This is a genomic window from Mesorhizobium sp. WSM4816 (assembly GCF_055811535.1).
The window spans coordinates 235,579-250,208 of record NZ_JBVVQR010000001.1; the positions used below are offsets into that span (position 1 = coordinate 235,579).

At 62.3% G+C, this 14,630-nt stretch carries 11 protein-coding genes; 2 read left to right on the forward strand and 9 right to left on the reverse strand.

Going from position 1 to position 14,630, the window contains the following annotated elements:
* The coding region (locus AC0L3H_RS01055; protein WP_473584176.1) for a tetratricopeptide repeat protein at positions 1–1,414 on the forward strand (1,414 nt) is incomplete at its 5' end.
* A 106-nt stretch (positions 1,415–1,520) separates the two neighbouring features.
* On the opposite strand, the gene AC0L3H_RS01060 is transcribed toward AC0L3H_RS01055, so the two are convergent.
* The 5 genes from AC0L3H_RS01060 to AC0L3H_RS01080 form a co-directional block, all read right to left on the reverse strand.
* Positions 1,521–1,682 carry a hypothetical protein gene (locus AC0L3H_RS01060; protein WP_473584177.1) on the reverse strand — a complete coding sequence of 54 codons (162 nt, stop codon included), beginning with the start codon at positions 1,680–1,682 and terminating at the stop codon, positions 1,521–1,523.
* Positions 1,683–1,915: 233 nt separating this feature from the next.
* Entirely contained in the window at positions 1,916–2,488 is a 573-nt protein-coding gene (locus AC0L3H_RS01065; protein ID WP_473584178.1) for a DUF6931 family protein, read from the reverse strand.
* A 278-nt stretch (positions 2,489–2,766) separates the two neighbouring features.
* Positions 2,767–3,567: an alpha/beta fold hydrolase gene (locus AC0L3H_RS01070; RefSeq protein ID WP_128245361.1), complete on the reverse strand. Its 801-nt coding sequence runs from the start codon at positions 3,565–3,567 to the stop codon at positions 2,767–2,769.
* Between the two features lie 494 nt (positions 3,568–4,061).
* Entirely contained in the window at positions 4,062–5,843 is a 1,782-nt protein-coding gene (locus tag AC0L3H_RS01075) for a tetratricopeptide repeat protein (RefSeq protein ID WP_473584179.1), read from the reverse strand.
* A 488-nt stretch (positions 5,844–6,331) separates the two neighbouring features.
* Positions 6,332–6,463: a hypothetical protein gene (locus AC0L3H_RS01080; RefSeq protein ID WP_473491485.1), complete on the reverse strand. Its 132-nt coding sequence runs from the start codon at positions 6,461–6,463 to the stop codon at positions 6,332–6,334.
* 321 nt (positions 6,464–6,784) lie between these two features.
* Here AC0L3H_RS01080 and AC0L3H_RS01085 point away from each other — a divergent pair, with 321 nt between their 5' ends.
* A complete protein-coding gene (locus AC0L3H_RS01085; RefSeq protein ID WP_473491611.1) occupies positions 6,785–7,315 on the forward strand; it encodes an OmpA family protein in 531 nt (176 codons plus the stop codon).
* A 54-nt stretch (positions 7,316–7,369) separates the two neighbouring features.
* Here AC0L3H_RS01085 and AC0L3H_RS01090 read toward each other — a convergent pair whose 3' ends face one another.
* The 4 genes from AC0L3H_RS01090 to AC0L3H_RS01105 form a co-directional block, all read right to left on the reverse strand.
* The gene (locus AC0L3H_RS01090; protein WP_473584180.1) at positions 7,370–8,989 is read right to left on the reverse strand and encodes a caspase family protein; all 1,620 of its coding nucleotides are present in this window, start codon (positions 8,987–8,989) and stop codon (positions 7,370–7,372) included.
* 183 nt (positions 8,990–9,172) lie between these two features.
* The gene (locus AC0L3H_RS01095; RefSeq protein ID WP_473584181.1) at positions 9,173–11,503 is read right to left on the reverse strand and encodes a M23 family metallopeptidase; all 2,331 of its coding nucleotides are present in this window, start codon (positions 11,501–11,503) and stop codon (positions 9,173–9,175) included.
* On the reverse strand, positions 11,500–12,006 hold the full coding sequence (locus tag AC0L3H_RS01100) for a DUF1036 domain-containing protein (RefSeq protein WP_473584182.1): 507 nt from the start codon (positions 12,004–12,006) through the stop codon (positions 11,500–11,502). Before AC0L3H_RS01100 ends, AC0L3H_RS01095 begins: the two co-directional genes overlap by 4 nt.
* An 11-nt stretch (positions 12,007–12,017) precedes the next feature.
* Positions 12,018–14,627, reverse strand: coding sequence for a serine/threonine-protein kinase (locus AC0L3H_RS01105; protein WP_473584183.1), 2,610 nt, complete (start codon positions 14,625–14,627; stop codon positions 12,018–12,020).
* Positions 14,628–14,630 lie beyond the last annotated feature (3 nt).

Below are 14,630 nucleotides of genomic sequence, written 5' to 3' on the forward strand. Positions count from 1 at the left end.
CGCGCACACGCAGCGGGGGCTGCAGCGCGGCATTTATGCCCCGGGGGCGGCGGTGGCTATCTATACCGGGGCGGCCCCCGCCCGGGTCGGCGTCGGCGCCGTTGCCCTGAACCTCGACGTCCCGACAGACGATGCGGCGGTCAGCCTGAAAGTCACAAACTATCCGGCAACGGGGACGCTCTCCCTGCCGGATCGGACCCTGTCGCCCGAATCGAGCTTGACGGTCGGCGAAGTCGAGGAGCTGCGCTATGAACCCCAGATCGGAGCCAGCGCACCGGTCGAGATCGCCTTCGAAATTCGGGCGGACAGCGGCGCAGCCAAACCCGCCAGTATGAAACTGTCGCCAAGCGTCGATCCGTGCGACCTGGCTGCCGGCGAACCTCTCGACCTTCAAGGCGTCGTCCCCGGCCTGCTGCCAAATGAAATCGGCGCCGACGCGGTAAAGCTGTGCGAGGCTGCGGTGAAGGCGTATCCCGATGTCGCCCGCTTCCGTTATGAACTGGGACGCGCGCTGCTTGCAGCCGGCAAGATCGACCAGGCCAGGAAAGCCATACAGCAGGCCGCCGACAGGGGGCATGTGCGCGCGGTGTTCGAGCTCGGCTACCTCCATGCGACGGGAACGGGCCAGGCTGTCGACCGCAAGCAGGCCAACACCTTCTACGCCGCTGCGGCCGACAAGGGCGATCCCTACGGGATGACGTCGTGGGGCCGTGCCTTGTTCCATGGCTACGGCGTCGAGAGCGACACCGGCAAGGGGCTGGACCTGCTGCTCAAGGCGGCATCGATGGGGCACACCTATGCCATGAACGATCTCGCGGCGATCTTCACCGAAGGCCGCAACGGCGTGCCCGCCGATCAGGCCCGCGCGGTTGCCTTCCTGGAGGCCGGCGTCCAGCGCCAGGACATGTATTCGATGAACTTGCTCGGTCGCAATTACCTCAGCGGCAGGGGCGTCGAGAAGGATCCGAAGGCTGCGCTGGCGCTTTTTCAGAAGGCCATCGACCTCGGCCAGCCCTATGCGCCGGCCAGTCTTGCGCGCATGTACCGTGATGGCGTTGGCGTGGAGCAGGACCTTGATGAAGCCCAACGGCTGTTTGAACTGGCAACCTCGCGCGGTGATCAGTCCGGCGCCTACGACCGCGCGGCCCTCGAGATGCAAAAGGGCGACAACGCCGATCAGGCCGTCGCCGTGCGTTTCCTGGCATTCACAGTTGCGCTCGATCTTCGCAATGAGCTGCCTGACGCCCGGGCGACGTTGGCGCAATTCGGGGCCAAGCCGAAAGCGGCGGCGTTGAAGCAGCTGCGTGGGGAACTCAAGTCGAAGATTCCGTTGAGCGGTTCTGTCGACAAGCAACTGGTCAAAGTGGCGAGGGCAGTCTGGGAACAAGCCAATCCGCGTCGGGATTTGTTCTGATCAACTAGGAGGCAATGGTGGGCAGAAATCTGAAGCAGGCAACAATCGGGATAACTCTGTCCATCGCCTTGGCCGGGGTCATGGGCTGCACATCCTGGCCACCCCTTCAACCGACGCCGCTGGTGGCGACGCCCGAGCCGGCGCCGAAGGTCGTTCGCAGAGCCGCGGCGCCGCGGAAGGTCGTCAATTCCGCTCCCAAAAAGGTGGCCGCCAGGAAAGTGGTTAGTCCGGCCGCGGACGAGCCTGCTGCCGCACGTCCCGTAATCATTCCTTCTTCGGGAGGAGGCGGGGGTGCCGGAAGTGGCGGGAGCGGCGGGAGCAGCGGAGGCGGCGGCGGCTGGGGAGGATAGCGTTGAATGGCTGCTGCAAGTAAGCCAAACAACTAGAGCATTCTGCAGCCACGTGGGGTCACTTGGCGTCGCACAATGCAGCTAAATCAGATAGCTAGAGCCTGATTCTCGTTCAATTTGGACGTATCCCGTTCGCGGACACGGCTACGGTCTAACTCGCATCCGCTGACTGGCGCAGCGCCTCTGTCTCTGCCAACTGGATGCCCATTTCGACAAACGTGGAAAGAACTGAAAAGCGGTCCTCCAACGCAACACGTGCCAGTCCGGCCAGAACCCCCGCACTCACCGCGCGGGCGGCTGGCGGCGAAGCCGATAGCGCTGGCACCTCCATAGCTGAACCGTTGCCATGCCGTCCTGCAGCCAAGGCAATCCAGGCGGCCGGCGTTGTTGGCGGCATTGCCGCAGCCTTGCTCACTTCTGGGCGATGGTGAGGGCTCTCCGGTTCGCTGACCCAGTCACGAACAACCGCGAGCAATTCCTGATCCCTGCTGTCGAGCAGAACGGTGAGGTGGCTCAAGCATTCATGTGCCCACCACACCGCAGCCCGCTCGGGAAGCAGATAGGCACAGAACGTAATCGCCTCCTCTGGCACCCGCCCGGCCAGCAGGGCGCGGCAAAATTCGATTGAAGGCTGTTCGGTCGGAAGTGCCACCATGTCCCTGGAAACAGCGGGGCAGGCCATGAAAAGGTCCCGTGCCGTTTTGAATCGAAGCTCATTGGCCATGGCGCCACGCTTTCCCTAGGGAACAATCGACACTGAAGCCCTGGGCGGGGCGGGTCAAGTCTCCAGTCCCTAGTGGTGAAAATCTGACGGTTGATACCCAAATCGAATTTGCAGCAATGGGTGGGAAGTTGCCCCACAGCAGGTTTAACCTGAACGACAGGATTGCGCGCCAGGAGCCGACATTCCAGCCGAACTACTGGGCACTGGAGACGTCTCTCACCGACTGGCCGTAGGTAACCGAGAACATGCACAGGGCGCGCGCGTGCCTGAAGTGCTTGTCAACTCTGGTCTATAAAGGCCTCGAGATCGGCTGCGACGCGTTGGGGCCGTTCCCAATTCGGACAATGTCCGGTCTCCGGGTAGCTGAGCAGTTTGGATCCTCGGATCGCGGTCACGAGGCGATCCTGATCGTTTCTGGAAAAGAGCACGTCGCGTTCGCCCCACATGAGGAGCGTCGGTGTGACAATCCGAGAAAGTTGCTCCGTGTCATCGTAAGCGAGCAAACCGTCGAGCACGCCGCGCCAACGCCAAGCCGCCAGCTTCAGGCTTTCGGCAACGATCCGTTCGAAGAACGATTCGGGCAGGGGTACGTGCGCGGTGCTCGCCTGAAAATCGCGGGCGAACTCCACCGGCACCGGGTCTGGTAGCTCCATCAGTGTGGCCTGGACCTCCCGCGTGACCGGAGTGGCGGCCGACACACCAGTGCCGATCAAGACCAAGCGTGCGACTCGTTCGGGATTTGTGATCGCGACGTGTCGCGCGACGAAACTTCCGAAAGAGTGTCCGACGATGGTGGCGCGCTCGATGGAAACAGCGTCGAGAAACGCGACGGCATCAGCGGCGAATTCGTCGATCCCGTAACCGGCATCCAGCGCTTCCGAGTCACCGAAACCTCGCTGATCCAGGACAAATGCATGAACCCGATGCGACAGCAACGGCAGAATACTGCTGAACGAGAACCAAGAGTCCGGCCACCCGTGCAGAAAGAGGATCGGATCGCCGTCAGCATTGCCCTGTTCCGCGTAGTGAATCTGTGGACCCGTCGCCAGTCGAACAGTTGCGAATCGCAGGTCTCCCATCAACCAAACTCCGCTTTCGAGTTGAAATTGCCTGCCGGCCACACATCTTCGGGGCGTTTGCCATGTCGCTCTTTCAGCCGAGCGCAACCCGCTTACCAACGGCAGCGCCTTCTTGAATATGTGTCACACCTTGGACCGTGCTGCTCCCATTTCGCAACATTCGCACCACTCCAACGGTTGGAAGCTGCTGCGGTCGGCAGTTCCGTCTGACATAATCCGTTCTTGTTTCGGCAGTTTCTCTGGATCGACGCCAGAGTGTTTCGTTTGTTTCAGCAGGACACAGAGCTCGCATGTCGCGCTACCGTCGCGCAGCGGACGCGTGGTCCCTCGGCCTAACAGTCGCTCACAATCTTTGGCGTGGAGGCCGAGTATCGTATTGACTTGATGAACGGCCGCGCGCCTCGACCGGATTTTTGGCCGGCAGCCCTGCGGGAAGTGAAATCCCCCTCCGGCCGTTGACCGGAGGGAGAGAAATCCCCTGCGGGAAAGGCCCGTCACAGCCGCTCCAGCGTCAGCGTGGCGGGGTCGCCACGCCAGGCTTTGGCGAGTTCATCGGCGGACTTGGCCTCGGCGGCGGTGTCGCGCCTGGCCTTTGCCGTTTCCTTGAGGCCGAACAGCGCCCAGGCGCTGCCGCGCGCCTTGTCGAGCGCGGCCCGGAACTCCTTCTCGGCCTCTTCCGGATGGCCGGTACGCAGCAGGGCAGCGCCCAGCGACTGCCTCACCGGATAATACCAGTAGGGCGGCTCCATGTAAGGGATCGTTTCCTCGACCTCGGCGGCCTTCCTCCAGATCGCCACGGCGCCCTCCAGGTCACCGTCGGCCTCGGCCGCGCGTGCCCGCACCGTTGCCTCAGCTACCTGCAGCACGGCCAGCGCCGGGATTCCCCAGGCGTCATGGGTCGACCAGTCGGTCTCCGCCGCGATGCGGTGAATGGCGTCGGCCTCGGCGCGCGCGGCGGCAATATCCTTCTTTGCCGCCAAGGCGGCGCCGCGCATATAATGCTGGACTGCCTTCACATAGGCTGGCGCGTCCGCCTGCACCGGCTTGGCTAGGACCATGTCTGGGTCGCCGTATTGCGCCCAGGCGAAATAAGGCGCCGCCTTGACCGGCTGCACGATCGGGATCGCAGCGGCGATCTCGTTGGTGAGCAGCGTGTCCAGCTTCTCGGCCTGGTCTAAGACCGTCGGCGCGTCACCCAGAAGCTGCGCCGAGACCATCACGAAGTGGACATTGTGAGAATAATAGCCGATCGGGTAGACACCGACCGCACCGGTATCGGCAATGTAGGTCTCGTCGACCTTCGCGGCGGCGACGTTAGATGCGAGCGAGTCGGCGTAGCGGCCGACCCGATGGTAGATGTGGCTCGGCATGTGGACGATGTGCCCGGCACCCGGCATCAGCGCGGCGAGTCGCTCGGCATAGGGCTCGGCCCGCTCCGGGCGGTCGGAAGCCTCCACCAGATGTATGTAGAGGTGAATCGCCCAGGCATGGTCGGGCTTATTCGTCAGCACGGCTTCCAGCCGCTTCTGAGCGTCAGCTGTGCGGCCCTTCGGCTCCTTGCCGCCGGGCTGCCAATAGTCCCATGGCTGGGTGTCCATGGCCGCTTCCGCCGCGATCATGGCGAGTTCCAGATCGTGGGGATATTTGTCGGACAGGGCGGCCATGGCATCGGCGAAGGCCGCATCGAGCGCTTTGCGATCCGCGTTGGGATCGTCCGAGTAGCGGGCGGCGACGGCATCGATGAGGCCACGCTCCTTGTCGGTCGCCGCTGAGGCGAGCGACTGTGCTTTTTTCAGCGCGGCGACGGCCGGTGCGTTCGCGGCAGGGTCCATCGGCACGTTGATGTTGGGTCCGAGTACAAGTGCTTCGCCGAGGAAGCACATCGCGCAACCCGGATCGAGACGCTGCGCCTGGCGGAAGGCGCGACGCGCCTCGGCGTGGTTGAAGTTGGCGGCCTGCCTCAGGCCCTGGTCGAAAAATTTCTGCGCGTCCGGGTTCTTCGTGCTGATCGGCCAGGTGAGCGTGCCGAGGTTGTCCCAAAGCGGCGGCTCGGCATCCTCGTAGGCCTTGACCGCCTCGGCGATGGGCGATTCGAGCGGTAGCGTCGCGGCGACGCAGTGCGACATGGACAAGTCCTTCGGGAGCGGCACTCGCGTGGCGGCGGCAAGCTGAATACTGGCCGGGCCGCCGGCCGCATACGCGATGGCGCCGGCGCCGAAACCTATGACTAAGAGTGTGGTCCATCCCGCGCCAGGCAGGAACTTGCGCAATTTCATGTGAGCCTCCCATTGATTGCGGGCCGCGCCGGCGTCACGTTCTGGTGGCGCGCTCCCGCTTGCCTGGAATCTACGCCCCGGATGTTTCAGTCGTTGTTCTTGAGCGGTGCTGAAATGTTTCGATTGTATCACAATGCTCATTCCCCCTTGGGCTAGAAACCGTGCGACGTCGTGTCGGCGAGACTCTATCTTTCATGGGCGCCTCCGAGATGGACGTCCGGGCCAATACCTCTCATGTAAGTGCCTCGGTCGAGGTCTGCCTTGCCCGCGCCGGGCGCGTCACGTCCACCATCGTGCGGCAGCTCGCGCATTTCGATCGAGCCTCAGCCGGCTTTGTGCATCAACTCCTCGGCCTTATCGAGGCGCCACTTGCGGGCCCGCCTAAGGAAGGACTGGTTTACGGGGCTGTGGGGCTTCAGCGCCAACCGCTCGTTGGCGAGGGCTTCCGTCAGGCGGGTCAGGCCCGCGCGCAGCGGCCTCAGCCAGCGTCAGTCGATGACGTCGCGCTGGGCGTGGCTGCCGCCGAAGCTATTGGCGATGAACCGTGTGCTATGGAGGCGATCGGCGGCCCTCTCGTAGTCGCCACGCCAGAATGCCGCGAATCCTTCGATCAGAGGCACTGCGGTCCGTCGCCCCCATTCGGCGATATCGGATCCCTCGGCAACGCTCTGGTAAGCCGAAACAAGCCGATCGACATCGCTGTCTCGGCCGGCACCCAGACAAAATCCGCATTCGGCCGATTTGCGGTCATAGCTTGTTCTATCCTGAAGGGCAGGAAAGGGTCGTCTCGTGTCCTTTTACATGGGTACCAAGCGTCAGGTCTTCACGAGTAGCAAGATGCAACTGCCCCCACTATGCTCGACGTTTTGACAGACAACCGCTTCGCAATTTGGTATTGTCCGCAGTCGATGAAATCGATGCTCAAGACAGGAGTAACCGTTATGCGGTCGGGCAGTTTAGCCTTCGTGTTTACGGTCGCGTTTTATTCGACCCACGCTTTTGCTGATCCACTTCAGAAATCAGAAGACATCGTGAAGTTTTTTGACGCGGCGAGCGAGCTCGGCCCGCCGCGTGGAATTTGCGTCGGCACCGAAGAAGAGTGCAACAGCAAGAACAAGGCAGCGCCTGCCGAAAAAACCAGCCTCGACATGCTGATCAATTTCGGCCTTGATTCTGCGGAACTCGATGCGACTGCCCGCGCTGAACTGGACGAGTTCGCCAAGGCACTGAAGGACCGCCGACTGAGCACTTTGAACTTCGTTGTCGAGGGTCATACCGATGCAACCGGCTCGGAGCGCTACAACGAGGGACTGTCGGAACGCAGGGCCAGATCGGTAACAACCTTCCTCACCTCCAACGGCATCGATCCTGCCCGCATCAAAGCGACAGGCCTGGGCGAAGCGAGTCCGCGCAACCCCAATCCATTCGATCCGGTAAACCGCCGGGTGGAAATGCGGATAAGGACCGAGTAGGGCCGCTCCGACCACCGAGGCACGGCCCGCGTCGACACGCCTGAAACTGGCTCGTCAGTTGTTGTTGAGCACGCCACCCACGGCCACACCGGTGCCGAAAATCAGCGCCTTGGTCAGGAAGTCGTTGTTGTCCGGCGGCGGAACATCCCGTCGAACCTCGACCTGCTGCCTGCGGGGCTTCTGTGCCACCACCGGCTTTTGTGTGCGGGCCTTCTGTGCCACCGGCTTCTTTGTGCGGGCCTGCTGCACCTGTTTCTTCGGCTGTGCTCGAGCCAGATCGGCAGCGTAGCTGGCGCGCACCGATTCCATCATTGGATCCGTCTGGATCACCAGGAACGTCAGTTGCTCGCGTGTCAAAAAAGTCGTCTGCGGCAGGCCGTTTTTCGCTTGCCAGATGCCGATCGCCTGGCGGGTTTTTGGGCCTATGTTTCCGTCGATACGGCCAAGCTCGTTGCCCAAGGCTTCGATGCGCAACTGCAGATCGATACGGCCCTGGCGATCGAGACCGATCGCGCTTTCCGTCAACTCGGTGCCCGGGGCCCGCTTCACCTCGTCCGAAACTCCAACCGAGGTGCGAACGGCTGAGCCGGAAATTGCGTTGGCCTCGTCCTCATCGACTGCCGCGAGCTGCCGATCTTCGGCCTTCGGTTCGTTCAACTGGTCGATGTTCAGCCGTGCCACCGTGGCGAAGCGGCCGCTCGGAAACTGTTCAAGATAGGCTTCGTAGAACGGAATGGAATTGCGCTTGGAAGCTTCGTCCCACAGACGCTGCTCAACCTCCCAGGAAGGAGGCTCGTTGGTCACCGGGGCAGGCGCCGGTGTCATCGTGCCGGACGCACCAGCGATCGGTTTTGTGGCAGGCGCCGCTTCCGCTTTGGACTGTCCCAGGAAGACCTCGCGTCCCAGTGATGCGTTGTGCCAAGGTCTTTGGCGACCTTGTGTCGTTTCGGTCACCTGGCCGCGCACACGCGTCAGCGCGCTCTGGATTTCAACGCCAGGTTCAGTCAGGTGTCTGGCGAGCGCCGCGGAGTAGGGACTGTTTACGCCGTTGCCGTCGAAAGCGATGGCGCCGGGGTCGGTTGCATACGCAATCAAGACTCCGCCGGTTCCAACGCCGTCCGATCTTGCTTCAATCGGCGCCAGTCCGGAGCCAAACGAGGCGGAACGGCTCTTCGGCATCGAGGCGGCCAGCGTTCTGGCCAATGGATTGTCGCGGCAGGCATCGAGGATGATGACGCCGATCGCCGGCTCGGCCGGTAACGCCGCCATGAAGTCGTCGATCTGAACGGTGCGGGTCTTGAGATGAGCGGGCGATGTCAGTTCGGCGTCTATCGGAATCAAGAAATTCTTGCCGTCGACCTGCATGCCGTGGCCGGCATAGAAAATGACGGCGAGCTCGGCATCGTAGGATTGCTCGGTAAACCGACTGATGAGGCTGTGCATGCCTGCATTGTCTTGATCGAGCCCCTCGATCACCTGGAAGCCGGCATTGCGTAGCGTGGATGCGATGAGGTGCGCATCGTTGGCGGGATTGGGCAAGGCAACGGCATGGACATATTTACTGTTGCCGATGACCAGTGCCACGCGTTTGGCATCAGGCGCGGCAGCCTCGGCTCCAAGCGACGTGATGACAAACAGGACAAACCCGCTCAGAAAGACGGCAAATGCTTTCATGGTCCAGCCCTCCGCCCCGCCGGGGCGCACTATCGATGTCTGCGCATGCCAAAATGGCTCCTGGGCGTATGTGATCTCGACCACAGTTTTGGTTCACAAAGGCCAAAAAGTTGGCTATAGTAGCACTTGGCAGCAGGAACACCAATGGACTAACGGCAAACTCGCGCGCCTCGAGAAGCAGGTTCAAAGGGTATTCTGCATCGAGCCTATGAGAGCCGTGATCGCCTGCTTGTATTTTTCGAACTCGGGCGATGTCTGCCGGACTTCCGTCGTTGTCGTTGTCTGTTGGCTCGCTTCAACCATCGCCGGGCTCAGCTTCCGCCCCATTTTCCTTTCGGCCCAGCTCACGACATAGCTGGCGGACTTGCCGGTGAGAAACGGGTTGGCTTGGATGACGGCCGATCCGAGCACGGCGCTCAATTGCGCCGAACCCGGCGACGACAACACTTGATGGGCGCCTTCCATTCCCAGGAAATGACAGAGATAAAGCCGGCCGGCTGTGATCTGGTGGCCGCGTGCCCGAAGATAGGCTTCGCCTTCGCGCGCCAGATTGCTGACCATCTCGCGCGAGATGGTGGCGTCAAAACGCAGGGCGAGCAGGTCGGCGGTTGACAGTGTCCGTGCCAGTTCGGGGCGGTAGGTGTTCATCATCCGGATCCACGTCTTGGTTATGAACTGACCGGCGCCGGTCGCCGAAGAAAGTGGGTTCTTGGCGCGGGCCTTGCCGCCGCTTTCGACTTGAACGATACGCTCGGTCAGCGTTTCGACAGCGGAAGCGTCCGTCGCGATTGCCGTAACCGTGCCCAGCGGATCGATCGCCTGCCCATTGCGATAGAGTTCGAAATGCAGGTGCGGCCCGGTCGAAAGACCGGTGGTGCCGATATAGCCAATGATATCGCCTGCCTTCACCTTCGCGCCGACACCGGCCTTATCAGCGAATTTTTGCATATGCGCATAGCGCGTCTCGCTGCCGTCCCCGTGCGAAATCTTCACCAGATTGCCGTAACCGCTTCCATCGCCCTGAAAGACGATTTCGCCGTCGAAGGCGGCGGCTATCGGCGTGCCCAGCGGCGCCGCCCAATCGACGCCTTTGTGGATACGAACGGTTCCGAGGATCGGGTGCTTGCGTGGGCCGAAAGTCGAGGTCATGACCCCGTTGACCGGGGTGACCATGCCGTTGGCGACTGTCAGCGAGCGAACCTGATCGTCGCCGCTGACGCATGCAAACTGGCCGTCGGTCTGCTGGAACACGAAACAGTCGAGGCTTTTTTCGCTACCCCGGACGCCGACATACAGCACCCGTCCGGCCGTCTCTCCCTTGCCACGCGGTTTTTGCGAATAGATCAGGACCAGACGCTGGTCTTCGCTGGCGAAGGCATCCAGATCCTGTCCTCGCGACAGATACATGATCGCTTCTCCGATCACGCCGGTTGGAACCTTGTTGCGCGCTGCTGTCGAGTAGATCGCGTCGAGCAGCCGGTATTGCCTTTTGTGCGTGCCTTGCGCCTGTGCGCCCGAGTAGTTGAACAAATCCTCGCGGACCCAGGGGTCGACACCAGACACAAACACACCGGCGGCATTGCGCGTCAGCGTGCCGACAAATACGTTCCTGGCGTAGATCGAAACCTGCATGAGGGACATGGTTGTCGTCTCGCGCGTCGGCCTGAACCCGCGCATGGCTACGACATGACCTGGCTCAAGGCTCTCCCGATTGAAAAGCGCCTTCAGGGCTTCGCCTGCCAGCCTGGCATCCTCGGCGGAGAAATGCGCATCGAGCGCAACGCTGTCCAGGCTGCGGTCGTTGAGGATCTTTACGAAAATGTCCTCGGTAGCCTCGTATCTCTGATGTTCACTGACGACATTTGCAACGCTTGTGTTGTTTTCGATCTGGGTTTTCTGGAACGCGGGAAGGGCTGCCTCGCCTGAATCGATTGTTTCGCCCCAACCTGCTTCGGCATCATCGGCCCCCCCCAGAGGGTCCGAAGCAACCGGAGCTTCGTTTGGAACGGGCGGTGGCTGAACATCGTTTTGCAGCTCGTCGGATGGCGGCGCGGTCTGCCGCTGCGCCTGGAAGAAGGCGAAATCTTCTTGCGTGGACGGTATCGTCGTCATGAACTTTTCGCTGGCGCTAAGCATCACGTCGGACAGAATTTCGATCTGCGGAGAAACGCCGGCCTGATCGAGTTCTGCCGGCCGCGGGATCACCTGGCTTTTTGTTGCGCCGCCGGTGTCGGGCGCAAGCGTGATCCACATCGGGTCGCCTGCGAGATCGATGATGGCAGGCACATAGACAGATGCGTCGGCTGGCACATCGTCGGTTCCCTCAACGGCGTGCAACTCCTCATCCTCGTCGCCAAACGACCAATAATCCGCTGTGAGATAGAAGCCGGCAGCGATCGACAACAGCACGGCCACAGCAAGACCGGCAAGCAGCCTGCGCCACAGCCTGCGTCTGCGCAGGGCGGCGCGGGCCTGCTTTTTCAACTTGAAGCTTGTGTCGATACTGTGCGTCACGGATTGCTTCCGGTCAGAAAGAAGGTCCACCGCGCCTGTTCAAGCGTATCGACTTCGAGAAATCGTGCGGCGATATGGCCGCGCTGCCAGCATTCATCGATGCCGCGTATCGAGAAACGCCGCCGGTCGATGCACATGTCGGTCGACCCGGTCAGGGTCGCATGGCCAAAGACGTCCGTTGCATAGATGTAGATGTAGCGGTTCGAAAGTTCCTCGCGGATGACGTTGACGCACTGATTTGCGCCGATGGTCCACCAGCCATCGGTCTGGTCGGCATTGTCGACTTTTTGGCCGACGGCGAGATTGACGACGTCGAGCGTCTGATTGCAGACGGTGAATTCGGCGCGCGCTTCGTGAGGCGACAGGAGAGCCAGCAACGTCGCACCCAATATCACCGTAAGTCTGGTACGGCCTGCCAGGGCAAGCAGGCCGCGAAGCCGGTCACGCTGATTGTTGGGCGGCACAGCGGGCAGGAAGGAAAAGCGCGAGCGGCGGTGGGCCATCGGCGTCCATGCTACCCGCCGAGCCGAAAATACTTTGCCGTTGCGGAGTACTCAGCTCGGTTGGCGTCGATCTCGTCGAGAATTTTGGGCAACAGCAGCGCGGCTGGTGTCGGCGCAGAGAACGCCGCAGCCTGAATATCCTGTGGGCCCGTGATCACCATTATGATCTGCGGCACGACCTTGCCGGCCGCCTTGTCGGCTGCGCCGAGATCGATCGGAATGTTGAAGGTGGCCTTGTCCGCTTGCGCCAGCATAAGATCGTCGAGGCTGAATGCCATGCCCCTGTGGTCGATCAGCAGCACGCTGGAAATAAGGCCGCGATGCGTCACCAGCGAGCCGCCGATCGGCGAGCCGCTCGGCACCGTCGTTCGATCGAGAACAAGCTGCGGCTTGTCAGCCGGCATCTGGTCCAGAAAGCGCAGAAAGTTGGTGACTTCGCATTGAGCCGGCTCAATGAGGCGGACGCTGATGTCCGGTTCGACACGGAATCTTGCCTGGAAATCGGACAGCATTCGTTCGAACGGCTGGATCTCCGTGCCCAATCCTTCGATGGCGACGGCGGCCTCGGTTGCCGACGTCAACGTCGCATAGAAACAGTCGCCGCCGTTGAAGTCGCGCACCCAGGAGACCCGTTGCGCAGCGGGGTCGAGGGCATTTTTCGGCGGCAGTTTTAGGTCCGGTTTCGGCACGTTCAAGGCAACAGTGGCTTCGCCCGGCTGTTTGCCTGGCGCCGGCTCGTACCGCTGCCGTTTTGCATTCGCATCATCCGTCTGGTTTTCGGCCCGCGCGTGCTGGCTGGCCGGCTGATCGGGCTTCCGGCTCTCCATCATTTCGGGCTGGACCGCTGCGGGCGGCGAGGCCTTGTCGGCCGGTGGCATTGGCGCGACCTGGATGCGCGGCGGAACCGGCTCCGGGGTTTCCTCGGTTGGCGAAAGGACTTCGGCGGGCCGTGTCGGCTCCAAGCTTTGATCCGCCGCGGCATCTGCCCGATTTTCAGCTGGCGATGGCGCTTCGGCTGCCGCCGGCTCTGAAATGTCCTCGGTTGGCGAGAGGACTTCGGCGGGCCGCGTCGGCTGCAAGCTTTGATCCGCCCCGGCATCTGCCGGTCTTTCAACTGGCGGCTGCGCCTCGGCTGCCGCCGGCTCCGATCGTTCCGCGGCTGCCGCCGGCTCCGGGGTTTCCTCGGATGGTGAGAGGACTTCGGCGGGCCGTGCCGGTTCCAACTTTTGATTCGCCGCCGCACCTGCCTGACTTTCGGCTGGCGGCGCAGTGGCTTCTGTTTGTGACTGATCGGGTGGAACTGCCTTTGCCGGCTCATCGCCCGGCGAATTTGCAGCGCTGTCCGTCGGGGCCGGTTTGGATGCTTTTGGCGACAAAAACGAGGTGTCGCCGGCGGTCGGCGTGGAAGGCGTCATCACGCCGCCCAGGTAAGCGCCTGCACCCGACGCGACAGCCAATATCGCCATCGCAGCGATTGCGATCGATCGGGTCTTGGCCGACTTTGCCGGGACCTTTGGCGAGACAGCCCGAGCAGGACCGGCAGCTGGCGAAGGCCTTGGCTCGGACAGAAGTGCGGGCCGGACATGCGGAACGAAGCGCTGCTCACCGGCAGCCGCCGGAGGCTGACTTGCCAGCTTGGGACCGGCCATCTTGGGACCGGCCAGCCTGGGGCCGGGAAGCTTGGGGCCAGGCGCGGCGGTTCCCCCGGTTCGCGGTGTCCGGTCGCGCGGTGTGATCGACGTTGGCGGCCTTGTCTCCTCGTCCGTGTCGTCACGTGTCGCCCTGGCGATATCGGCCATGCTGGTCGGCCGGTCTTGTGGATCCGGCTGCAGCATGGCCTCGACAATTCCACGAAAATCGGCGTCGATGTCGGAGAGGTCCGGAACGGTTCGGCGTTTTTCCACGATCTCGAACTGGGAGCCGCTCATGTCGATCGGTTTCCCGCGCAGAGCAGCGGCCAGCACCAGGCCCAGGCTGTAGATGTCGGATTGCTCGCTGACATCGCCGCTGTACAGCCCGAGTTGCTCGGGAGAAACGTAGTTGTACTTTCCCGCGAACTTTCCGCCGATCAGCGTCTCGCCGCCGACGGTCGCCGATCGCGCGATGCCAAAATCGATGATCTTTGCGCGATCGACCCGGCCTCCCGGCAGGATGATGTTATCCGGCGAGAGGTCACGGTGTATTGCTCCCGCCTGGTGCACGGCGTTCAAGCCGGAAGCCAGACGATGGCAGAGCTTGCGCACGTCTTCCGTCGGCATCGGGCCATTTCGCATGATATCGAACAGCGATTGGCCGTCGACGAATTCCATGGCAAGGTAGGGGCGGCCGATACCGGGGTCGATCGTGAAGACGTGATATCGCACGACCGCGTCGTGCGACAAATGATTGAGGATCGTCGCTTCCTTGCGGAACAGCGACAGGATCGTCTGGTCACGGGCGAACTCGGGCAATACGATCTTGATCGCGACATGGTCGCCGGTCTGGATGTTGTGGCCACGGTAGACTTCGCCCATGCCACCGAATGCGATCCGCTCGTCCAGTTCATAGATGCCGCTGAGTTGCGTGCCGACCGCTGTGCTGGCCACGTCAGGCGATATCCGCGTCTTGTCGTCGGCGCTCATCAG